A 21,381-nucleotide genomic window follows, 5' to 3' on the forward strand; every position below is an offset into this window, starting at 1 on the left:
TGGTAGGCCGCTTGCCGCCCCCCGGTCCGCCGCAGTCCCCATAGGGGAAATCGACCCAAAAAACCAGGAAGGCACTAAGCCAAACGTGCCATTTTAAATGACTCAAGCATTTTCACGCGTTCGCTTCATTATGGTGAACCCCAGCCACCCCGGAAATGTGGGTTCGGCGGCCCGCGCCATCAAGACGATGGGCTTCTCCGAACTGGTGCTGGTCGAGCCTAAATTTCCAGATGTAACAAGCCAGCCGGAGGCCGTGGCGCTCGCCAGCGGCGCCCTGGATGTGCTGGAAAACGCCCGCATCCACGACTCCCTGGAAGAAGCGCTGGCGCCGGTCACGATGGCTTTCGCGCTGACCGCCCGGGTGCGCGACCTGGGCCCCCCGCCCTGCGACATCCGCCAGGCGGCCGAGCTGGCCCGCGCCCATCTGGGCGAGACGGCCGAAGGCGTCGCCGCCGTGGTGCTGGGTACCGAACGCGCCGGCCTCACCAATGCCCAGATCGCGCTGTGCCAGCGCATCTGCCACATTCCGGCCAATCCCGAGTACAGCTCGCTGAACGTGGCCCAGGCCCTGCAGCTGGCCGCCTGGGAGCTGCGCTACGCGCTGCTGGTGGATCAGGGCGCGGCGCTGCTGCCCGCCTCGACCGCGCAAGAAGCGCCGCGCGGCGCGGCGCCGGCCTCCAGCGAAGCCGTACAGGCGTTCCTGGCGCACTGGGAAGAGGCGCTGATCGGCGTGCAGTTCCTGGATCCCGCCCACCCCAAGAAGCTGATGCCGCGCATGCGGCACCTGTTCTCGCGCCACGCCCTGAGCCGCGACGAAGTGGACATGATGCGCGGCGTCTGCACCGCCATGCTGGCCACGGCGCGCCGCAACGGCGGGGCAAAAAAATAGGGGCAGGCTCACGCCTGTCCCCTAGCAAGGTTTACCGGGCGGCGCGCCGCCCGGAAATCGAAAATCAGTCCACCTTGGCGCCCGAGGCCTTGACCACCGGGGCCCAGCCTTCCACTTCCGACTTGATGAACTGGCCGAATTCGGCCGGCGTGGTCTTCACGCCGACGGCGCCCAGCTTCTCGAAGCTGAGTTGCACTTCGGGCTTGTCCAGCGCCTTGACCATGGCCGCGTTGAGCTTGTTCACGACTTCCGGCGGGGTGCCAGCGGGCGCGATCAGGCCGAACCACGAGGACACGTCGAAGTTGGCGAAGCCGGATTCCTTCATGGTCGGCACGTCAGGGGCGCTCTTGGAGCGTTCCGTGGTGGTCACGGCCAGGGCGCGCAGCTTGCCCGACTGCACGTGCGGCCAGGCCGACGGCATGTTGTCGAACATGAATTGCACCTGGCCGCCGATCAGGTCGGTGACGGCCGGCGCGCTGCCCTTGTAGGGCACGTGCAGCACGTCGATGCCGGTCTGCATCTTGAAGAGTTCGCCCGCCATGTGGATGGAGGTGCCGCTGCCGGACGAGGCGAATGCCAGCTTGCCGGGATTCTTCTTGGCGTAGTCCACCAGTTCCTGCACCGACTTCACCGGCACTTGCGGATTCACCACCAGGATGTTCGGCACCTTGGCGCCCAGCGCCACCGGCGTGAAATCCTTGGTCAGGTCGAAATTGACGTTCTTGTACAGCGTCTGGTTGATCGCGCTGGTGACGGCCACGAACAGCAGCGTGTAACCGTCGGGGTCCGCGCGCTTCACCTGGTCGGTGGCGATGTTGCTGCCGGCGCCCGGCTTGTTCTCGACCACGAAGGACTGGCCGAGGCTTTCGGTCAGTTCCTTGGCCATGATGCGGGCGATCACGTCAGTGGTGCCGCCGGCGGAAAAACCGACCACGATGCGGACGGGCTTGTCGGGGTAGGCAGCATGGGCGGAACCCATGGCGAATGCGCTTGCGGCGGTAGCCAGAAGGGTCGCGGCGATACGCCGCAGTCCAGGCTTTTGACCTGTAGTCATAGAGTCTCCGTGCAGGTACTGTCCATTGAATGGACGATTTGAATTGTTCGATGCAGCATTCTGAGCTATACACATGCACTGCATCAAGGTAGAGTCCACGGCACGGACAGTGGTTTTCCCTTGAACATTCCGTAATAACCCGAGTTTTCAGAGATTTTCATGCAAGATAGCGACGCTGGGGCCGCAGGTCCACGCACATTGCGGCGCGGACTGGCCGTCCTGGCCGTCCTGCGGGACCAGGGCCCCGATGGCCTGAGCGTGACCGATATCGCCCGTCTCACGGGCATACAGCGTCCCACCATCTACCGCCTGCTGGCCGCCCTGCTCGACGCCGGGCTGGTGCTGGCCGTAACTGGCACCAAGAAATACCGCGCCCAACTGGCGGTGGACCCGGACACGCGCTCGCGCGATCCGCGCGTGCGCCAGTTGCTGCCCGTGCTGCGCCGCCTGGCCGACCGCACTGGCGACGCGGTATTCCTGGTCGTGCGCGAAGAGGACGACTCCATCAGCCTGCATCGCGAGATCGGCAGCTATCCGGTGCAGATCCTGGCCACCTATGCCGGCAAGCGCCAGCCGCTGGGCGTGGGCTCGGGCGGCATGGCCTTGCTGGCCGCCCTGCCCGACGACATCGCGCGCGGCATCGTCGAGCGCAACTCCGGCCGGCTGGATGAATACGGCGGCATGACGCCGCAGGAAATGTTCCGCCTGATCGAAAACACCCGCGCCCGCGGCTATTCCGTGGTGGGCAACCACGCGGTGCGCGGCGCGCTGGGCGTGGGCTGCGCGCTGCTGGACGCGCAGGGAGCGCCGATCCTGGCGGTCAGCGTCACGGCCATCATCGACCGCATGCCGGCCCAGCGACAGCGCGAAATCGCCGGCTGGATCAAGACCGAGCTGGCGCGCCTGTCGATGCAGGCTTGAAGCCTGCTGCAGCCAGCAAAAAAAACGGGCGCCCAGAAGGCGCCCGTTGTCATTCCAGCAGAGACCGGCCCGCTTCAGGCCGCCGCTCCGGGCTTGGCGTTCTGGATCTCGCGCATGGGAATCGGCGGCTGGAAGCCCGCGTCTTCCAACGACTTGCGGATGTCCTGGTACAGGCCCCAGCGCAGGTCCCAATACTTGGCTGATTCGGTCCAGACGCGCACGTTCACGACCACGCCGTTTTCCTTGTAGTCGACCACCTTCACCAGCGGTTCAGGATCCTTCAGCGTTTCCGGACGGGCATCCACGATGGCGCGCAGCTTGGCCACCACGACTTCCAGATTGTCGCCATAGCGCACCGGCACCGGGATATCCAGGCGGCGCGTCTTGTTGCGGCTGTAGTTGGTGATGGTGGCGTTCCACACCGTGCTGTTGGGCAAGGTCAGGTGGATGCCGTCGACCTGGACCAGGCGCGTCAGGAACAGGCCGACCTCTTCCACCGTGCCGTCCACGCCCGTGCTCAGCGCTACGTATTCGCCGGCGCGTATCGGGCGCAGGATCAGCAGCATGATGCCGGCGGCGATATTCTGCAGCGTGCCTTGCAAGGCCAGGCCCACGGCCAGGCCGGCGGCGCCCAGCACGGCGATCAGGCTGGCCGTCTGCACGCCGAAGCGCGCCAGCACCGCGATGACGGTGAAGATGCGCACCGTCCAGACCACCGTGCTGTAGAACATGGGCACGATGGTGGGATCGATCTTCTTGGAGCGCGTCGCAGCGCGGCGCACCCAGCTGCCCAGCAGGGACGACACCCACCAGCCGATGATGAGGATCAGCAGCGCAACCGCCAGATTGAGGCCCAGGTCCACCAGCTTGGGAGCCCAGGCGTTAAATTCTTTCAAGGCTTCTTCCATGGATACTCCTGCGGAAAAGTTGAGGCCGCGAGAGCAGCCCGGCAGCGGGCGCCTTGCGGCCTGAAAAAAGCAGCCGAAAACTTTATCAGATGGCGCTTGCGATCAGGGCCGCATCGCGGCCCTGTTGTGTCAAGCTTTGTAAGCACGGCGGATCAAGCCCGCGCCGGGATCTTGCGGAAATGGTTATCCCAGGACACCTCGCGCGACGGCGCCAGCACGGGTTTTTCCGCGCCCGAGGCGTCGATGCGCAGCATTGCTCCCAGGCCGCTGCTCAGCAGGAAGCCCTCGCCGGCCGCAGGCGCCACGCCGCAGCCGTCCGCCAGTTCGGTCGTGCCCAGGCAACGGCCGCTGGCCGCGTCCCAGTAGATCACCTGTCCGCCCACCGGACTGGAGGTCGCGACCACCGCGCCGGCCGCGTCCACCGCCACCGAGCCGACGTAGTTGCGCATCTGCCGCAGCGCCTGCGCGGGCCCTTCGAACAGTTCCAGCCGCGCGCCGCGCCGGTGCCGCCCTACCAGCGCCGGCCGGTCGGAGGCCGGACCCATGTACTGGCAGCCGAACCAGACGCTGCCGTCAGCGGCCAGCGCGAGGTGGCGGATGGACAGGCGGTGCAAGGAGGAATCCAGCTCCACTTTCTCAAGCAGTTCGCCGCTGGCCGCGTCGATGTAGGCCAGCGAGGGCCGCATCGTGTCCAGATTCAGTTCCAGCTTGCCGTAGTCGGGATGCGTCAGGATGCCGCCGTTGGCGACGCACAGCGTCTTGCCGTCGGGCATCAGCACCACTTCATGCGGACCGATGCCGCCGCTGTCGAACTCGCCGATGCGGCGGTACGCGCCGCCGGGCGAGGCGTCGTACAGGCCCAGCACGCCCCGGCCCGCTTCAAAATCGTTTTCGGTAGCGGCCAGCAGCCGGCCGCCGTCCACATAGGCGCCGTGGCCGAAGAAGTGACGTTCCTCGTGCATGGGCAAAGCCTGGGGCTCTCCGCCGCGCAAGGAGAAAGCCAGCGCGAAGAAACCCGGCTGACGGCCGAAGACGACGGCTCTTTCCCCCGCGGCATCGATGGCGAAGCTGTGCCCGCGCGCGGGCATGGGCACCACCAGCCTATCGTGTCCAGCCTCGTCCAGCAGCGCGGTTTCATCCCGCCCGCCGCGCTTGCGCGCGCTCAGGTAGAGGACTTCGCCGTCCTTGGGAGCTGCCGCCAGCGCAGCCGCGGGCGCCAGGCCCATCGCGGCCGCGAGCGACAGGAAGCGGCGCCGGTCAATCGCCATCGAGCGCGTTGAATCCGATCGTGACGCCCAGGGCCGGCGCCAGATTCTCATCGACGATGGCCTTGGCGTTCTTCAGGGTCAACGCCGCCAGGGTCAGCTGACGACGCCCGTCTTCCTGCGCCAGCGCCTGCTCCAGCGGAACCGGCACGGCTTGCAGCGTACGCGCCGCGCTGGCCAGTTCGCCGCGCACGGACTCGGCCATCCAGGCGTCGCCCTTGGGCAGCGCATAGGCGCCCGCCTGGTAGAAGGCCTGCAGCCCGTCCAGGTTGGCCGCCAGCAGGCGCGTGGACAGCTGGCTGCGCCAGAATGCGGCGCGCTTGGGCCGCGCCGCTTCAGGCGTCTCGCCCAGCACGGGCAGGATCTTCACGTCGCGCGCGAACTGCAGTCCGGTGGAGAGGGACTTCATGGCCTCGGCCGCGACTTCCTGCTGATCGCGGTACAGATCATTGCCGGCCTTGGGTTGCGCGAACTGCCGGCCGAAATCGCCTTCGGCGCTCCAGGCCTGGGCTACATCGCGCGTGATCTGCCTGACGTTGGCGGCCACCGCCCGGGCGTAATCGCAGGCGTAGGCGTCGACCTTCCCGCCATCCTGCCGCAGCAAGGCCGGCTCGCCGTACAGCACGTATTCCAACGCGGGCAGGCCCTGCACAGCCACGCTGCGTCCCGCCAGGGCGCCGGGCACAAGCAAGGCGCCGTCCTGCGCGGCGATCAGCGCCTGCACCTGCTTGGGCATGACGCCGCGCGTATCGGGCCAGAAGGCCAGGCGCTCGTAGCGGTTGGCCTGCACCAACGGGCCGAAGCGCAGGAACTCGATGCCGGACCAGGCCAGGGCCAGGTTCTCGAAAGCCTCTTTGACGCGTGCGGCGTCCGCCGCGCCCGGCTGGGCGCACCAGCGGCCCAGCGCGCCGTCCAACGCCGACGCCGCATCCACCATCCTTGCCACGGCGGGACGGGCGTAGTCGCGCGCCAGGCGCTCGCCCAGATCGGCGGGCGGCGCCGCGAGCGCGGCCGAGGGCGCGGCCACGGCCAGCGCGGCCGCCGCGGCGCGCTTGAACACTTCTTGGACAAATCCGGCCATCACAGCGACTCCAGGAAACGGATGAGATCGGCGCGTTCTTCGGGCGTCATCGCCACCACGCGGTCACGCGCGGGCTTGGCCTCGCCGCCATGCCACAGCACGGCTTCCAGCAAGGTGCGCGCGCGCCCGTCGTGCAGCCAGGTCGCGTTCGGATTGACGGTCTTGGTCAGGCCTATGCCCCACAGCGGCGGCGTGCGCCATTCGCGGCCATTGGCTTCGCCGTCGGACACGCCGTCGGCCAGGTCCTCGCCCATGTCGTGCACCAGCATGTCGGTGTACGGCCAGATCAGCTGGAAGCGGTGTTCGGGCTGCTTGGCGTTGCGGCTGGTGACGTACTTGGGCACGTGGCAGGCGACGCAATTGGCTTCGTAGAACAGCTTCTTGCCAGCCAGCACGCGCGCGTCGTCGGCGTCGCGCCGCTGCGGCACGGCAAGATTGGTGGAATAGATGGTGACGAAGTCCATCAGTTTGGCCGGCACTTCTTCCGGACCAAAGCGCGACTGCGCGCCGTGCGGCATGTCCAGGCACTGCTTCTGCGAGGGCGTGCAGTCGCCGGAATGCTTGGGGAACAAGGGCGTGGACAGCCCCATGTCGTTGGAGAAGGCGGCAGCGCTCTGCTGCTCCACCGTGGGTTGGCCGGCCTTCAGGTTGAAGCGGCCCAGCACGCGCGCGCCGGTGCGCACGTCGGTGACCCAGTTGGCCTTGCCGACGATGCCATCGCGCTTGTCCGCGCCCACGTTGGCCAGGATGTCGGCCTCGTGGATGGATTCCAGCAGGCCCAGGCCGATCATGGGCGGCGCCAGGCGCGGCGAAATCTGCGTGTCCGCGCGCATCGGACCGTAACCCAGGTTCTCGATGCGGTAGGCAGGCTTCATCAGGGTGACGGTTTCGCCGCCGTTGAGCGCGACCGCGACCGGCTGGTATTCGATCTCCATGCGGCCTTCGACGGGCAGGCCCGCCACCGCGAAGTTCTGCAATTGCACGCCGTAGACGGGTTCGGGCAGGCCCGCAATCTCGCCCGGGGCCAGCTTGGGGTGGCCGCGGTCAGGGCCTTGCGGCACCGCCAGGCGCAGCAGCAGCGCCACCGCGTCGGTGCGCTCCAGGGGATCGAAACCCGGCACCGTGCCGCGTCCGTCCTTGGTATGACAGGCCTGGCAGGAACGCGCGTTGAACAGCGGCCCCAGGCCGTCCGAGGCCTGGGTGGAGGCAGGCGCCGAGACCCAGTCCTTGCGGAACAGGCCGTTGCCGACCTGGAATTCCTGGCGCCCCTCGAAGCTCATGTTGGCCGACGGCTGCGAAAAGATGTCGGCGTTGATGAGCTTGTTGGTGGTGGTGGCGCCGGCCTGCATGGTCTCGAAGGTTTCCACCTTCGAGAAGTCCTGCGTAGGCGCGGTGATTGCGGTCACGCGCTTGAGATCCTCGGGCGTGAGGTCGTCGCGCCCGCTTGGAGCGGCGGCGGCGCCGGCATGGGCCGACGCCGCCAGTACGGCGGCTAAAACGAGTTTCACTTGAATACGGCGTCAGGTTTATCCAGGCTGTCGGAACCTTCGATGGCGACCTTGCCCAGGTCCAGCAGGGCAATCACGCGCTCCAGGCTGCGGGTCTGGTCGACCAGGCGGTCGATGGCGGCCTGCACCACGGCGTTGCCTTCCTTGTTGCCGTCCGAAATCATCTGGTCGTAGGTTTCGACCGTTTCGGCGCGCGTCTTCATCGCCTGCATGGCGGCCACGGTAGCGTCCAGCTTGGCTCGCACTTCGGCATCCAGCTTGGGATCGCGCGCCTTGACCAGCTCCGACAGGCTGGCGCCCTTGACGGTCTTGCCGTCGATGCGGGTGTAAGCGCCCAGGTAGACGTTGCGGATGCCAATCTGGTCGTAGTAGTGCGAGTTGTGCGTGTTGTCCGAGAAGCAGTCGTGCTCTTCCTCGGGATCATGCAGCATCAGGCCCAGCTTCATGCGTTCGCCGGCCAATTCGCCGTAGGACAGGCTGCCCAGCCCGGTCAGCATGGCGATCAGGCCTGCCTTCGGATCTTCCTCGACGGCTTTGCGCGCGGCGCCGTCCTTCTTCCAGTTGCCGACCATCTCTTCCAGGTCCGTCACCAGCAGGTCGGTCACGGCCTTGAGGAATTCGACGCGACGCTCGCAGTGGCCGCCCGTGCATTGCTTGGTATCGAAGTCGGTGTGCGGACGGTTGCCGGCATGACGCTCCTGCGGCGTGCCCTTGCGGTCGGCCGGCGCGGGGCCGGTGCCGTTCAGGTCCTGGCCCCACAACAGGAATTCGATGGCGTGGTAACCCGTGGCGACGTTGGCCTCGTTGCCGTCGGCCTCGTGCAGAATCTCGGACAGCAGTTTGGGGGTGATCTTGCTGACGTCGACGGTCTTGCCGCCCACCGAGATCTTGGAGTTGGCGATGACATTGACCGCGTAGTAGGCGTTCTCGTCGTTCTCGGTGCCGTAGGACGCGTCCACGTAGTCGATCAGGCCTTCGTCCAGCGGCCAGGCGTTGACGCGGCCTTCCCAGTCGTCGACGATGGGGTTGCCGAAGCGGTAGGCCTCGGTCTGCTGGTACGGCACGCGGGCCGCCAGCCAGGCTTCGCGCGCGGCCTTCAGCGTTTCGGCGCTGGGCTTGGCGATCAGGGCGTCGATGGCGGTGCGCAGGGTCTTGGCGGAGGTCAGCGAATCTTCATAGCCGGCCAGCGCCAGATCCGAATACGTGGCGACCACGGCCTTGGGTTCCACCGCGGCCTGGGCCGTCCCCCCGAACACCGCGGCGGCCAACACCGCTCCCAACAGCAACTTGCGCATCGACTTTCTCCCGTAACTCGAACGGCAACCGCCCCCACGGCGGCCCGCTCAACCTCGAATTTTGAGGATGAGAGTGTAAACAATTTTCGTTTGGTGTTCAGAATAAAGTCAGATACCTGACATTTCTTTGAACCGGCAGACAGGTTTTCCCCGAGGCGGCAAAGCGGCGCGCGGCCATCGGCAGCGACTACTATCCTCTACTCCGCCCCCGCCTTGCGCCATGGAACTCCGCCAACTCCGCTACTTCGTCCGCGTCGCAGAACTGGGCAGCATCGGCCGCGCGGCGCGCGAGCTGGAGGTGGTCGCCTCGGCGCTCAGCCAGCAGATCAGCCGCCTGGAGAGCGAACTGGCCACGCGGCTGCTGGTGCGCACGCCCCGGGGCGTGGTGCCGACGCCGGCCGGCACGGCCTTCCTGCGCCAGGCGCAGCTGACGCTGCGGCATGCGGAAAACGCCGTCGCGGCAGCGCGCGAGGCGCGGCTGGCCGGCATGGTCAGCGTCGGCTTCGCGCCCACCACCGCATCGGTGCTGGCCCGGCCGTTCTACGCCGCCATGGCCGAACGCTATCCGAACGTGCGGCTGCATCTGGTCGAGGGCTTGTCGGGCAACCTGGGCGAACTGCTCACGGGGCGGCGGCTCGATCTGGCCGTGCTGTTCCAGAACGACAGCAGCCAGGGCCGCAGCGCCATCCCGGTGCTGGACGAAAGATTGTTCCTGCTGGCCCGGCGCGGCATGGTCGCGCTGCCCGACGGCGAGCCCATCACCATGGCGCTGCTGGGCAGCCTGCCGCAGGCCGTGACCAGCAAGGCCCACGGCCTGCGGGCCTGGGTTGAAGCCGCCTTCGAACGCGCCGGCGTGGAGCCCTGGATCGGCGTCGAGGTCGACGGGCTGACCACGCTGATGGATCTGGTGCAGGCCAATCCGCTGGCCACCATCCAGCCCGGCGCGGCCGTGGCCCGGGTGGAGTCCGGGCTGCTGAGCATGCATCCCATCGACGATCCCTTCCTGTTCCGCCGCAACCTGGTCTATTGCATCAACGACGAAGAACTGTCGCCGGCGGCCTTGGCCGCGCGCGTGGTGCTGCTGGACGTGATGCGCGCCCTGGTACGCAACGGCGGCTGGCCCGGCGCGACCCTTCTCGATTCGTGATGCCCCCATGCCGGGGCCATGGCTAGGCCCTGCCCAGCTGTGCAGATAAATTGCCACGCATGGATGCCGTGGCATGGTGCGGCGGCAATGGAGCTTCACGAATTCCGATGACCACTGACACCGAAGCCGGGGGACGCCTGCGCATAGCCTCGATGCGTCCGCATTGCACCGAGGCGGAATGGAAGGCCCGCGTCGACCTCGCAGCCTGCTACCGCCTGGTCGAGATCTACGGCATGGCCGACATGATGGCCAACCACATCTCGGCGCGCGTGCCGGGCGAAGACAACGCCTTCCTGATCAACCCCTACGGCATGATGTACGAGGAGATCACGGCGTCCAGCCTGATCAAGGTGGATCTGGACGGCAGCATCCTGGCGCGGCCCGATTTCGGCGAGCTGGACTACGGCATCAACAAGGCCGGCTATGTGATCCACAGCGCGGTGCATGCGCACCGCCATGAAGTGGATTGCGTGATCCATACCCATAGCTGGGCGTCGATGGCCGTGTCCTCGCTCGAATGCGGACTGCTGCCCCTGACCCAGACCGCCATGCGCTTCCTGAAGATCGGCTACCACGACTACCAGGGCGTGGTGCTCGGCGTCGAGGAACAAGCCTCGCTGCTGGCAGACCTGGGCCAGGGCGAAGCGCTGATCCTGCGCAACCACGGCGCCCTCACCGTGGGCCGCAGCGTGGGCGAAGCCTTCAACTGGATGCACCGCCTGGAGCTGGCCTGCCGCTCCCAGCTGGCGGCCATGGCGACGGGCGCGCCGCTGCAACCCGTGGCCGCGTCGGTGCTGCAGGAAACCTGGAACAACTATCAGCCCGGCACGCGCCGGCCCTATGGCGTGATGGAGTGGCCCGCCCTGCTGCGCAAGCTGGACCGGCTGGACCCCAGCTATCGCGACTGAGTTTTTTCGATTTTGCAGGCGCCGGCCGGCGTGGCGGCACGGCGCCATCGAAAACACCACCATGCCCACGCGAGGAGACATCTTGAACACTGCACGAGCCCTGCTCGCTTCCGCAGCGCTGGCTGGCGCCTGTACGCTGGCGCCGGCCGCGGCCGCGGACTATCCCGACCGGCCGGTCAAGGTCATCGTGGCGTTCTCGCCCGGCGGCACCACCGACACCCTCACGCGCAGCGTCACCAATACCCTGACGCAGAAGCTGGGCCAGCCCTTCGTGGTCGAGAACAAGCCGGGCGCGGGCGGCAACATCGGCACGGAGTTCGTGGTGCGCGCTCCGGCCGACGGCCATACCCTGATCGTCAATTCCGTGGGGCCCATCGCCGTCAATCCCTCGCTGAACAAGCTGCCCTACAGTCCGCTGACCGACTTGATCCCCATGGTGCAGATCGCCACCGTGCCCAATGTGCTGGTGGTGCCGCCCTCCTCCCCTGCCAAGGACGTCCAGGGCTTCCTGAAGTACGTCAAGAGCGCGCGCCAGCTCAACTACAGTTCCACCGGCGTGGGCACGTCCTCGCATCTGTCGAGCTACATGCTGATGGACGAGCTGGGCGTCAACGCCACGCACGTGCCCTACAAGGGCGCGGACGCGGTCAACGACCTGCTGGCCGGGCGCATCGACTTCATGTTCGCCACCATTCCATCCGTGATCGGACATATCCGTTCCGGCAAGCTGCGCGCGCTGGCGGTCAGCACCGCACAGCGCTCCGCCACCCTGCCGGAATTGCCCACCATTGCAGAGTCCGGCTACCCAGGCTTTGACGCCGGTTCCTGGTTCGGCTTCTTCGCGCCCAAGGGCACGCCGCAGCAGGTGGTGGAGGTCGTCAACCGCGAGGTCAACGCGGCATTGCCGGCGCTCAACGAACAGATGCTGCGCGAAGGCGCCGAGCCAGTCGGCGGCACGCCCGCGCAATTCGGCGCCTTCATCAAGCGCGAACATGACAAGTGGGCGGTACTGGTGCGCAAGTTCGCCCCCGAAGCGCATTGAAGCCGGCGCCATGACCCAAGGTTCCGACATCCGCATCCTGTGCTCGCCGGCCGAAGCCTCGCCATTGCGCCTGGCGCTGGACCGTACGCCGGCCGCTGGCCGCTATGCACTGGTCCATCCCGTGGCGGGCCAGCCCATGACGGCCAAGGCCGCCTTCGTCTCGCGCGACATCACGGGCCATTCGACCAAGTTCGAAATCCAGCCATCCACCGCGCTGTATTACGAGGCGATGCGGCATGCGCCGGCGCTGCGCTGGGTGCACGTGCACTCGGCCGGCGCCGACCGCGAGATCTACCAGAGCCTGCTCGGGCGCGGCGTGGCGGTCACGACCTCGCAAGGCGCCAGCGATCCGGTGGTTGCCCAGAGCGCCATCGCGGGCGTGCTGGCGCTGGCGCGCCGCCTGCCGCTGCTGGCCGCCGACCAGCGCGACCGCGCCTGGCGTCCGCTGCTGGATGGGCGCACGCCCCGGGACCTGGCCGGCCAGCATGCCGTGGTGGTGGGCTGGGGCGGCATAGGCCAGCGCATCGGCGCGCTGCTGGGCGCGCTCGGGCTGGAAATTTCGGTCGCGCGCCATAGCGGCGCGTCCGTGCCGCAGGCCCGCCATACCGTGAGCTACAGCGAACTGCCGTCCCTGCTGCCCGCCGCCGATTGGCTGGTGCTGGCCTGCCCGCTCACGCCCGTCACGCGCAACCTGGTCGGCCGCGAGGCGCTCGCCGCGCTGCCCGCTCATGCCATGGTGGTCAACGTGGCCCGCGGCCACGTGATCGACGAGCCCGAACTGATCGCGGCGCTAAGCACCCAGCGCCTGGGCGGCGCCTTCCTGGACGTGTTCCAGCATGAACCGCTGCCGCCGGATTCCGCACTGTGGGATCTGCCCAACGTCATCGTCACGCCGCACAGCGCCGGGTTCTCGGACGGCAATGCCGCGCGCGTGCGCGCCCTGTTCGTCGACAACCTCAATCGCTGGCTCGCAGACGAGCCGCTGGCCCATCGCAGCATTGCCTGAATGGCCTGTCGCCACCCGGACGCAGGTCAGGACGGCGACAGGCCATTCAGTAACCTCAGCGCTGCAAGGGAGACTTGGCCGTTTCCCTTGCGGCCAGCACCGCCACCGCCGTCACCGCCAATGCCGCCGCCACGTACAGCGAGATCGCAAAGGTCGAGTTCCAGGACTTGAACAGGCTGGCGATGATCAGCGGCGCGAACCCGCCGCCAACGATGCCGGCCAGCGTGTATGCCAGCGAAGACCCCGCATAGCGCACGCGGCCCGGGAACTGCTCGGTGACGAATGCGGCCTGCGGGCCGTACATCAGCGCGTGGATCAGCAAGCCCACTACAACCGCCGCGCAGATGGCGATGGGATGCGCGGTGTCCATCAGCACGAAGAAGACGAAGGCCCAGATCATGCCCAGCACCGCACCTGCCAGGTACACCGGACGCCGGCCGATCTTGTCGGACAGATGCCCGCACAACGGCACCGCAAGCGCGTTCAGCGCAGCCCCCAGCATGGTGGCAGTCAGGGCCATCGGCCGCGACAGGTGCAGCACCGTCGTCACATAAGTCAGCGTGAACACCACCACCAGCGCATAGAGCACGTCGGAACCGATGCGCGAGCCGCCGGCGATCAGCAGCTGGCGCCAGTACTGTCCCAGCACTTCCTTGATGGGAGTGGCGGCGGTTTCGCGCTTCTGTTCCATTTCCAGGAATACAGGCGTCTCTTCAACGCCGCGGCGCAGCCACAGGCCGAACAGCACCAGCGCCACGCTGGAGACGAACGGCAGGCGCCAGCCCCAGGCCTGGAAGTCCTCGGGGCTGAGGAAGGCCGAGACCGCCGCGATGAAGCCCGTGCCTATCAGCGTGCCGCAGGACGGTCCGATCTGCGTGAACGAAGCGTTGCGCCCACGCTGGTCCGGCTTGCCGTGCTCCATCGACAGCAGCACCGCGCCGGCCCATTCGCCGCCCAGGGCCACGCCCTGCACGAAGCGCAAGGCCACCAGCGCCACCGGCGCCCACACGCCCCAGGACGCGTAGGTCGGCAACAGCCCCATCAGGCCGGTGGAAATGCCCATGATGACCAGGGTGGCGACCAGGACGAACTTGCGCCCCAGCCGGTCGCCCAGATGCCCGAAGACAAAGCCGCCCAGCGGCCGCGACACGTAACCCACGGCATAAGTGGAAAAAGCCAGGATGGTGCCCGTCAGCGGGTCGAAGGACGGAAAGAAGATGGAGTTGAATACCAACGCCGCCATCAGGTTGTAGATGGTGAAGTCGTACCACTCCAGCGTGGTGCCGACCGAACTGGCCAGAGCCAGCCTGCGCATCTTGTTGGGCGCCGCAGCGGTCTTGATCGCCGCGGCGTCGTACAAGGTTTCTTCAGCCATAGGGTTCCCCTTGAATGTAATGTTTGCTGCCAGGCCACGACGGGCTTAGCGCAGGTCGCCAGCCGTCAGCTTCCAGCCCAGTTCCAGCAGCCAGGCGCCGGACGGATCGGTATCGAAAGCGCTGCAGGCCTGGTCGCGCAAGGCATGCGCGGCCGCCGCGGAGCTCGCCTCCACCACGAACAGGGGCGCCAGCACGCGGTTCTCGGCGGACTCGCGCGGCAGGGGCGTGCTGAGCGCCGCATCCGGCACCAGCAGATAGGACTGCACGAAGCCGTCGGCCTCTGCCAGCTGGGCGCCCAGCGCGCTGGCCCGGACGACCTGCGCCTCGCCGTCGCCAGTCGCCGGCAGCGGCAGGACCACGAGTTCGCTGCCGGAACCGAAGCCGGTCACGGCCCGCACGGCGCAGACGCGGCGCATGGGATCGCGCATCCGGTCCAGGTTGGTCACCGACCATGCGGTCTGGCGTTCGAACGCCGCGCGGTAATCGGACGTAGTGAAGGCCGCCAGCGATTCGGTGCGGTACAGGCCCAGGTACTTACGGCCGCCCTGCCGCGACAGGTAACGCGCGCCCGACAGGAAGCCGGGGATGCGCACGCGCTCTTCCACGTGCTCGCGGTCGTACCAGCGGTTGAAATCGGCGTCGTGGGCGGGGTCGGCGTCAGTAGCGACGAACAGCAGGCCGTGAGGCGGGAGAGAGGATTCGGTGTGCGTGCTCATGGGCGGAAGACAGGAAATTCCTTCGATTGCGGAAGGCTCCATCTTCAGCCGGCCGACTGGCGGCGGACAAACGAGTAATTTTTCTGCGCGGCAACAGAATTACTGAAAGACGCCCTAGGGATAACACTATTGCGCCGAGCCCAATCGCGGCGCGGTGACCGAGGAGGTGAACTGGTCCGAAGCGCGGCTGGCGAGCTCGGCCACCAGCCGGATCGCATCCGACCCGGCGCTTTCCAGATAGCTCACCACCAGCAGCTGGGGCGGCACCGGAATGTCGCAGCGGATGATCTGCACTTCGCCGCGCGCCACGTACTCGTAGATGGGCGGCAGCGGCACCAGCGCGCGGCCGAAGCCGCTGCGCACCAGCCGCGCCAGCGCGGAGATCGAACTGACGCAATGCACCTTGCCCTGCGGCATGCCGACTTCGCGGTACAGGGCCTTGAGCGCTTCATGCGGTTGCGATCCCGGACTCATGGTCAGCACCGGCTCGCTCAGCAGTTGCTGCGCGGTCAGCGCTTCCTCGTCGCCGGCCGGCCCGACCCAGCCCATCTCCATGGGCAGGCAGGTAGTGCTGATGATGCCGCTGTCGTTCAGCAGATCGGTCTGCAACGCGATGTCGAGCGTCCCTTCGCGCAGGCCGCGGTGCAGGGCCCGCGTGGTCTCGGACGTGAGCTGCACTTCGATGCCCGGATAGGTGGAGCGCAGATTGGTCAGGAAGCCGATCAGCCAGGTATGCACCACGGTCTCGATGGCGCCGATGCGCACCAGGCCGAAGACCTCGTCGCCGCCCTTGCCCAGCGACAGGATCTGCTGGCGGATCTCCAGCAGCCGCTCGCCGTAGTCCAGCAGCCGGGTGCCGGTGGCGGTCAGCCTGAGTTCCTTGGCGTCGCGCTCGAACAGGCGCGCGCCGATGTCCTCTTCCAGCGAGGCGATGCGATTGGCCACGGCGGCCTGGGTGATGTGCAGGCGGTCGCTTGCCGCCCGGAAACTGCCCAGGCGCGCCGACCACAGAAAGGCTTCGACAAAACGCGTATTCATCTCGGTACGACGCGGCAAGGCATCGCGCAAGGGTTCAGAACCCCGGAGCGGCAAGCTCCGATCCCTCCACATGCTACCGCCATAAGGCCGGACGCGGCATGGGCTGCGGTGTGTCCGCATCAATGGTGCGTCGCGCACCAAAGTGGCTCAGGCGCGGCACCAGCGCGGGGCCGCCTGGCCCGCTCCCGCGCGCCGGCCTAACGGCCGGCAGTTGGCACGGCTCTTGCTTGATGCCTGGTATGCCAGCTTGTCCACCAGCGCCGCTTTCCGCGCACACCAGGAGTCCCACATGATCCGCCGCAACGCGTCCGCCGCCGTCAACGCTCCCCGCGCTCGTTGAGCCACCGATCCGAGGCCACAACATGGGAACCGCCTTTGCCATCATCGACATACCGCGCACGCTGGCCGATACCGCATACGGCACGCTGAAGCGGGACATCCTGGACTTCCGGCTGGCGCCGGGCGACCGCTTTACCGAAACCGAAATCGCCGACCGCCTCCAGGTCAGCCGCACGCCGGTGCGAGAAGCCCTGTTCCGCCTGGAGCGCGAAGGCTATCTGGAGGTGCGGCAGCGCAACGGCTGGTTGGTCAAGCCGCTGGACTTCAACACGCTAGACCACTTCTACGAGCTGCGCAGCGTGCTGGAAGCGGCCGCCGTGCAGGCGCTGTGCGTGTCCGCCAGCGCCACTGGGCGGCAGCGCGCGCTGCGCCCGTTGGCCGACCTCTGGCTGGTCGACGAAAGCGAGCGCTCGAGCGATTGCGAGCGGCTGGCGGATCTGGACGAGCGCTTCCACATTGATCTGGTCGCCGCCGCCGGCAACCCGGAGATCGCACGAGTGCATCGCGCCGCCACCGAACGCCTTCGCATCGTGCACCGTTTGGCATTCACGATGCCCGAGCGCATCGGCAAGGTTTACGAAGAGCACGCCGCCACACTCGAAGCCGCGCTGGCCGGCGACGCGCCACGCGCGATGGCGCTGCTGCACGTGCATATCCAGGGCAGCCAGGCCGCGGCGCGTGAGATCACGCTGCACCGCCTGCATGCCGCCCGCGGCGCACGCGCGGCATGACGTCTGCCCACGCGGGCGGTGCGCGCCCACCGCGCCTCAGCCCGCGCGCAGCCAGCGATGCAGCAGGCGGAACACCAGGGGCATGCAGAGGTACACCATGACCGGCGTCAGGGCCACGCTGGTGATCAGCACGCGCCAGAACACCGGCAGAAGGCTCAGCTGTTCGCTGGCCAGAATGGAAAACGCCAGCAGCACCGGAAAATAAGCCAGCCAGATGCTGACGGCCTGTTTCCAACGCGGCGGCGCGCTGGTCCTGGGCGCGAACCAATCGTCCGTGCCGCTGACGCGGCGCTCGTGGCTGGCGCGCACCAGCGCCGCGCCGCGTTCCAGCCACATGCGGCGCGGCAGGGAGTTTTCCCAGCGGCCGAGGCTAGCCGCGTCGGCAAAGCGCAGCACGATCTGATACTGGTCTCCGCCCTCCGGCGGCTGCAGCACGCCAGAGCCGAGAAAGCCTGGAAAGCCTGCGGCGAGGATTTCGCCCTGGCGCATCCAGGACAGGAAATCGCCATAGCGTTCGGGGGTGATGCGCCGGGTGACCAACAAGGTGATCGGGGCGGGACTGGACATGACGGAACTCCTGGGACGGCGCGCAGCTTGTTATGCGGTACTCATGCAGTATCAACGCAGTATTAACCCTAGCAAGCGGCATGCCAGGACTGTCTGCCTTCGCTGCGGCCCCGCCATGGCATGCGACCGGGTTGCGGCGAGCGAGACTGCGCACCGCGTGGCACACCACTATGGTGAAGCACCCGCATTCCGCACCACGCTGGTGCCTCTCGCGGCCAGAGCTGCGACGACATCAGGGCGTCATGATCCTGAATAACCATATCCGCGATCGTGATTGAGCGTGCCTGCGTACAGGTCTACACTGAGATTCCCCGTCCACCCCTTGGAGCCTGCGCCCCATGAGCACCTATAAGATTGCCGTTTTCGTCGGAAGCCTGCGCGCTGCCTCGTTCAACCTGCGGCTGGCCCGCGCGCTGGAAAAGCTGGTGCCCGCGGACTTCAAGTTCGAATACGTGAGCCTGGGCGACGTGCCGCTCTATAACCAGGACAACGAGAACAACCTGCCCGCCCCCGCCGCCAAGCTCAAGCAGCAGATCGCCGACGCCCAGGGCATCCTGTTCGTTTCGCCCGAGCACAACCGCTCCGTGCCGGCTGCCATCAAGAACGCCATCGACTGGGGTTCGCGTCCCTGGGGCCAGAACTCCTGGACCGGCAAGGCCGTCGGCATCGTCGGCACCTCGCCCAGCGCCGCCGGCACCGCCCTGATGCAGCAGCACCTGCGCAACATCCTGGCCGCCGAGGGCGCCAATGCACTGACCACGCCGGAAGTCTTCCTGCAATTCACGGAAGGCCTGGTCGACGACCAGTACAACATCACCAACGAAGGCACCCGCAAATTCCTGCAAGGCTGGGTGGACCGCTACGTGGACTGGATCAAGAAGTTCAACGCCTGATCGCCGCCGCTGCCGGCGCGGGCTCCTCCCGGCCGGCAGAGATCGCCCGTCTACCTCCGGGCGATCCAGCCCCCCGATACGTCGGGGGGCTTTTTTTGGTTCATTGAGCATTACCGGAGAATCCGGCAGCCACTGTGCGCAGCCAGCGCAGCTCGAGGGCCGGCCCGCCGCCGGGCCGCCCCAAGGCGGGCCAGCCCCCTCGGGGGGCAGCAAGCGAGCGCAGCGAGTGCGGCGTGGGGGCTCACATACTGCGGCTCACACTTATCCCCGCCATCTGTGGAGAAGGTTGAGGACAGCCTTGGGGCATAGTGAAAATCCCCTTTTCCGCCAGGCACTTGCAAGTGCCGATCAAAAATTGCGCAATCATCCTTTTGGATGATTTTTGGCCCACTTATCCACTGAAATCGGGATGAACCGGCGGACTTGCGCCGCAACCGCAAGGCAATGTGCATTTGTCCCCGCGTTCTGTGGAAAAGCATGAGGACAGTATGAGGGCAGGTCGGAAATCCCCTTGCATATCAAGCGTCTGCAAGGGGTGGTCAAGAATGGCTCAAACGCCGTATCGACGTGCCCCGGTTGTCCCCGGCAAATGTGGATAAGCCTGAGGACAGTATGAGGGCAGCCTGCAAAATGCCTTACAGGCCAAGCACTTGCAGGGGCCGCTCAAGAAACGCTCAAGTCCCCCGGCCCGGCGATGCCGCGACGATAGAGGACGGCGGGAGACGAAAGCGAGACAGGCTTGTCCCCACCGAATGTGGACAAGCCTCTGCACAGTCGGATAACAAGCTGAAAAAACCTTTATCCGACAATCACTTGGAAGGTGTGCTCAAGAAAGGAGCAGCAAGCGGACTCACTCGTTCCCTTCCAGCCGCATGCCTATCTTCAAGCCGACCTGCCAGTGCGCCACCTTGCCGTCCTTGATGTGGCCGCGCACTTCGGTGACTTCGAACCAATCCAGGTTGCGTAGCGTCTCGGACGCGCGCGCAATGGCCTGGGCGATGGCATCGTCGGTGGACTTGGTGGAAGAGCCCACCAGTTCGATCTGCTTGTAGACATGATTCGACATAGCTCGTCTCCGCTTAGGGGGTGAGTCGTGCATCGTCGGCCTGGCGGCGGTGTTCCGGCGCTTACGACCGGCAATCCATTCGAACACACAGCATACGCCCACGGCGCTAGAGTGGTGTTACGAGTTCCGTCGCACCGGCCTCGGCGCGGCGGAGCGCGTTCCCGCAACGCAAGCAAGGAGGTGTCGTCATGCCTGAACGAAAAACCCTGGAACGAGCGGCGCGCGACAAACGCCAAGGAAAATCCGCTTCCACGCAGGCCGGAGAATTCGTGCGCGAGGAAATCGAACACGTGCGCGAAGGCAAGCACGGCGTGCGCTCCACCAAGCAGGCCATCGCGATCGGGCTGTCCAAGGCGCGCCGCGCTGGCGTGGCGCTGCCCACGCCCAAGAAGGCCAGCGCCGCAACCAAGCGCAAAGCCAAGCAGGACAGCGATGCGGCCCATGACGGACATGCCAAGTCCACCAAACGCGCCAAGGCCACCACCACCGCCCTGAAGAAGGAAAGCGCCAAGCCCGCGTCGCGCACCGCCTTGTCGCGACAGGCCAGCACCTCGGCATCCAAGCGTAGTGCCGCCGCCCGCTCGGCCGCGGCCAAAAAGGCTGCCGCCACCAAGGGCGCTGCGGGACGTTCCGCAGCCGCGAAGAAGGCCGCCCGCACGCGCGCGGCGAACCAGCGGGCCAGCCATGCGCATTGAGGCGTAAGGCGATCTGTGAGGCCGGGCTAGCCGGCCTCGAACGCCTTGAAGCGCTCGTGCAGGAACTCGCGCAGGCGCTTGACCGCCGGCGACAGCAGCATGCGGTGCACGCACAGCAGATACAGCGGCGAGGGCTCGCTGGTGTAGTCGGCCAGGACTTCGATGAGCCGGCCCGCCCGCAGATCGGCCAGCACGTCATAGCGCGATTTGTAGGCCAGGCCATGGCCGGCCAGCGCCCATCGGCGCACCAGTTCGCCGTCATCGCCCACGCGGTCCCCCTTGACCGGGACGGTGAGCGCGGCGCCCTCGTGCCTGAAGGCCCAGCGGTCATGCAGGGTTTCGCCCAGCACGAAGGACAGGCAGTTGTGGCGGCGCAGGTCATCGGGCACTTGCGGCACGCCATGGCGCGCCAGATAGGCGGGCGAAGCGCAGACGACGCGGCGGTTGTGCTCGGACAGCGGCAGCGCCACCAGCCCGGAGTCGTTCGGCGTGCCATAGCGCACCGCCAGATCGACCGGCTGCCGGTACAGGTCTGCCAGGCGGTCGCTGATGCGCACCTGAAGGTTGACGCGCGGATGCCGCTCCTGGAACTCGTCCAGCCACGGCAGCAGCACGTGGCGGCCCAGGTCGGACGGGATGGACAAGGACAGGGTGCCGGAGATCTCCGTCTTGTTGCGCGCCACGGCGTTGCGGCCCGCTTCCAGCGCCGACAGCGCCGAGCGGGCATGCTCCAGATAGCGTTCGCCGTCGCTGGTCAGCCTGAGACTGCGCGTCGAACGCACGAACAGGCGCGCCTCCAGGGCCAGTTCCAGGCGCTTGAGCGCCGCGCTGGCGACGGCGGGCGTCAGGTCCAGTTCGCGCGCGGCGGCGGAAAAGCTGCCCTGGTCCGCCGCCGCCATGAATATCCTCAGATCCTCGAAGCGCACCATGCCGGCC

Annotated in this window: 21 protein-coding genes; 9 read left to right on the forward strand and 12 right to left on the reverse strand. The window is 67.1% G+C overall.

Translation table 11 applies throughout. The features are described from left to right. The first annotated feature begins 97 nt into the window (after positions 1-97). On the forward strand, positions 98-889 hold the full coding sequence (locus AC3WOB_RS25935; protein ID WP_207468334.1) for an RNA methyltransferase: 792 nt from the start codon (positions 98-100) through the stop codon (positions 887-889). Positions 890-953: 64 nt separating this feature from the next. Here AC3WOB_RS25935 and AC3WOB_RS25940 read toward each other — a convergent pair whose 3' ends face one another. Beyond that, entirely contained in the window at positions 954-1,943 is a 990-nt protein-coding gene (locus AC3WOB_RS25940) for a Bug family tripartite tricarboxylate transporter substrate binding protein (RefSeq protein ID WP_013395179.1), read from the reverse strand. Between the two features lie 159 nt (positions 1,944-2,102). On the opposite strand from AC3WOB_RS25940, the gene AC3WOB_RS25945 reads away from it, so the two are divergent. Beyond that, entirely contained in the window at positions 2,103-2,864 is a 762-nt protein-coding gene (locus AC3WOB_RS25945; RefSeq protein WP_492276592.1) for an IclR family transcriptional regulator, read from the forward strand. Between the two features lie 74 nt (positions 2,865-2,938). On the opposite strand, the gene AC3WOB_RS25950 is transcribed toward AC3WOB_RS25945, so the two are convergent. From AC3WOB_RS25950 to AC3WOB_RS25970, 5 genes are all read right to left on the reverse strand, one after another. Continuing rightward, positions 2,939-3,772: a mechanosensitive ion channel family protein gene (locus tag AC3WOB_RS25950; RefSeq protein WP_013395181.1), complete on the reverse strand. Its 834-nt coding sequence runs from the start codon at positions 3,770-3,772 to the stop codon at positions 2,939-2,941. Positions 3,773-3,924: 152 nt separating this feature from the next. After that, a complete protein-coding gene (locus AC3WOB_RS25955; protein ID WP_492276593.1) occupies positions 3,925-5,040 on the reverse strand; it encodes a DUF1513 domain-containing protein in 1,116 nt (371 codons plus the stop codon). Beyond that, positions 5,030-6,118, reverse strand: coding sequence for an imelysin family protein (locus tag AC3WOB_RS25960; protein ID WP_492276594.1), 1,089 nt, complete (start codon positions 6,116-6,118; stop codon positions 5,030-5,032). Before AC3WOB_RS25960 ends, AC3WOB_RS25955 begins: the two co-directional genes overlap by 11 nt. Continuing rightward, positions 6,118-7,626 carry a di-heme oxidoreductase family protein gene (locus AC3WOB_RS25965; RefSeq protein ID WP_492276595.1) on the reverse strand — a complete coding sequence of 503 codons (1,509 nt, stop codon included), beginning with the start codon at positions 7,624-7,626 and terminating at the stop codon, positions 6,118-6,120. The genes AC3WOB_RS25960 and AC3WOB_RS25965 overlap by 1 nt, the downstream gene beginning before the upstream one ends. Continuing rightward, positions 7,623-8,921 (reverse strand): imelysin family protein, encoded by a 1,299-nt coding sequence (locus AC3WOB_RS25970; RefSeq protein WP_013395185.1) that lies wholly within the window; start codon positions 8,919-8,921, stop codon positions 7,623-7,625. The genes AC3WOB_RS25965 and AC3WOB_RS25970 overlap by 4 nt, the downstream gene beginning before the upstream one ends. A gap of 220 nt (positions 8,922-9,141) precedes the next feature. Here AC3WOB_RS25970 and AC3WOB_RS25975 point away from each other — a divergent pair, with 220 nt between their 5' ends. From AC3WOB_RS25975 to AC3WOB_RS25990, 4 genes are all read left to right on the forward strand, one after another. After that, entirely contained in the window at positions 9,142-10,068 is a 927-nt protein-coding gene (locus AC3WOB_RS25975) for a LysR family transcriptional regulator (protein ID WP_013395186.1), read from the forward strand. A 107-nt stretch (positions 10,069-10,175) separates the two neighbouring features. Then, positions 10,176-10,976, forward strand: coding sequence for a class II aldolase/adducin family protein (locus tag AC3WOB_RS25980; protein ID WP_492276596.1), 801 nt, complete (start codon positions 10,176-10,178; stop codon positions 10,974-10,976). A gap of 82 nt (positions 10,977-11,058) precedes the next feature. Next, positions 11,059-12,018 (forward strand): Bug family tripartite tricarboxylate transporter substrate binding protein, encoded by a 960-nt coding sequence (locus AC3WOB_RS25985; protein ID WP_492276597.1) that lies wholly within the window; start codon positions 11,059-11,061, stop codon positions 12,016-12,018. A 10-nt stretch (positions 12,019-12,028) separates the two neighbouring features. Continuing rightward, positions 12,029-13,024: a D-2-hydroxyacid dehydrogenase gene (locus AC3WOB_RS25990; protein ID WP_492276598.1), complete on the forward strand. Its 996-nt coding sequence runs from the start codon at positions 12,029-12,031 to the stop codon at positions 13,022-13,024. A 55-nt stretch (positions 13,025-13,079) separates the two neighbouring features. Here AC3WOB_RS25990 and AC3WOB_RS25995 read toward each other — a convergent pair whose 3' ends face one another. The 3 genes from AC3WOB_RS25995 to AC3WOB_RS26005 form a co-directional block, all read right to left on the reverse strand. Then, on the reverse strand, positions 13,080-14,399 hold the full coding sequence (locus AC3WOB_RS25995; RefSeq protein ID WP_013395190.1) for an MFS transporter: 1,320 nt from the start codon (positions 14,397-14,399) through the stop codon (positions 13,080-13,082). A 45-nt stretch (positions 14,400-14,444) separates the two neighbouring features. Then, a complete protein-coding gene (locus tag AC3WOB_RS26000) occupies positions 14,445-15,116 on the reverse strand; it encodes a hypothetical protein (RefSeq protein ID WP_492276599.1) in 672 nt (223 codons plus the stop codon). Between the two features lie 126 nt (positions 15,117-15,242). Next, positions 15,243-16,154: a LysR family transcriptional regulator gene (locus AC3WOB_RS26005; RefSeq protein ID WP_492276600.1), complete on the reverse strand. Its 912-nt coding sequence runs from the start codon at positions 16,152-16,154 to the stop codon at positions 15,243-15,245. A gap of 362 nt (positions 16,155-16,516) precedes the next feature. Here AC3WOB_RS26005 and AC3WOB_RS26010 point away from each other — a divergent pair, with 362 nt between their 5' ends. Then, positions 16,517-17,224, forward strand: coding sequence for a GntR family transcriptional regulator (locus tag AC3WOB_RS26010; RefSeq protein ID WP_492276601.1), 708 nt, complete (start codon positions 16,517-16,519; stop codon positions 17,222-17,224). Between the two features lie 36 nt (positions 17,225-17,260). Here AC3WOB_RS26010 and AC3WOB_RS26015 read toward each other — a convergent pair whose 3' ends face one another. Next, positions 17,261-17,791, reverse strand: a complete 531-nt coding sequence (locus tag AC3WOB_RS26015) for an antibiotic biosynthesis monooxygenase (protein ID WP_492276602.1) — start codon at positions 17,789-17,791, stop codon at positions 17,261-17,263. 338 nt (positions 17,792-18,129) lie between these two features. On the opposite strand from AC3WOB_RS26015, the gene AC3WOB_RS26020 reads away from it, so the two are divergent. Continuing rightward, positions 18,130-18,684, forward strand: coding sequence for an NADPH-dependent FMN reductase (locus AC3WOB_RS26020; RefSeq protein WP_013395195.1), 555 nt, complete (start codon positions 18,130-18,132; stop codon positions 18,682-18,684). A gap of 850 nt (positions 18,685-19,534) precedes the next feature. Here AC3WOB_RS26020 and AC3WOB_RS26025 read toward each other — a convergent pair. Beyond that, entirely contained in the window at positions 19,535-19,750 is a 216-nt protein-coding gene (locus AC3WOB_RS26025; RefSeq protein WP_013395198.1) for a dodecin, read from the reverse strand. A 188-nt stretch (positions 19,751-19,938) separates the two neighbouring features. Between AC3WOB_RS26025 and AC3WOB_RS26030 the strand changes: the two genes are divergently transcribed. After that, complete coding sequence (locus AC3WOB_RS26030; RefSeq protein ID WP_492276603.1) at positions 19,939-20,445, forward strand: DUF6496 domain-containing protein; 507 nt, start codon at positions 19,939-19,941, stop codon at positions 20,443-20,445. A 26-nt stretch (positions 20,446-20,471) separates the two neighbouring features. On the opposite strand, the gene AC3WOB_RS26035 is transcribed toward AC3WOB_RS26030, so the two are convergent. Further along, a complete protein-coding gene (locus AC3WOB_RS26035; protein ID WP_013395200.1) occupies positions 20,472-21,374 on the reverse strand; it encodes a LysR family transcriptional regulator in 903 nt (300 codons plus the stop codon). Positions 21,375-21,381 lie beyond the last annotated feature (7 nt).

The sequence above is a fragment of the Achromobacter sp. FW305-C-30-7 genome, from assembly GCF_058783105.1.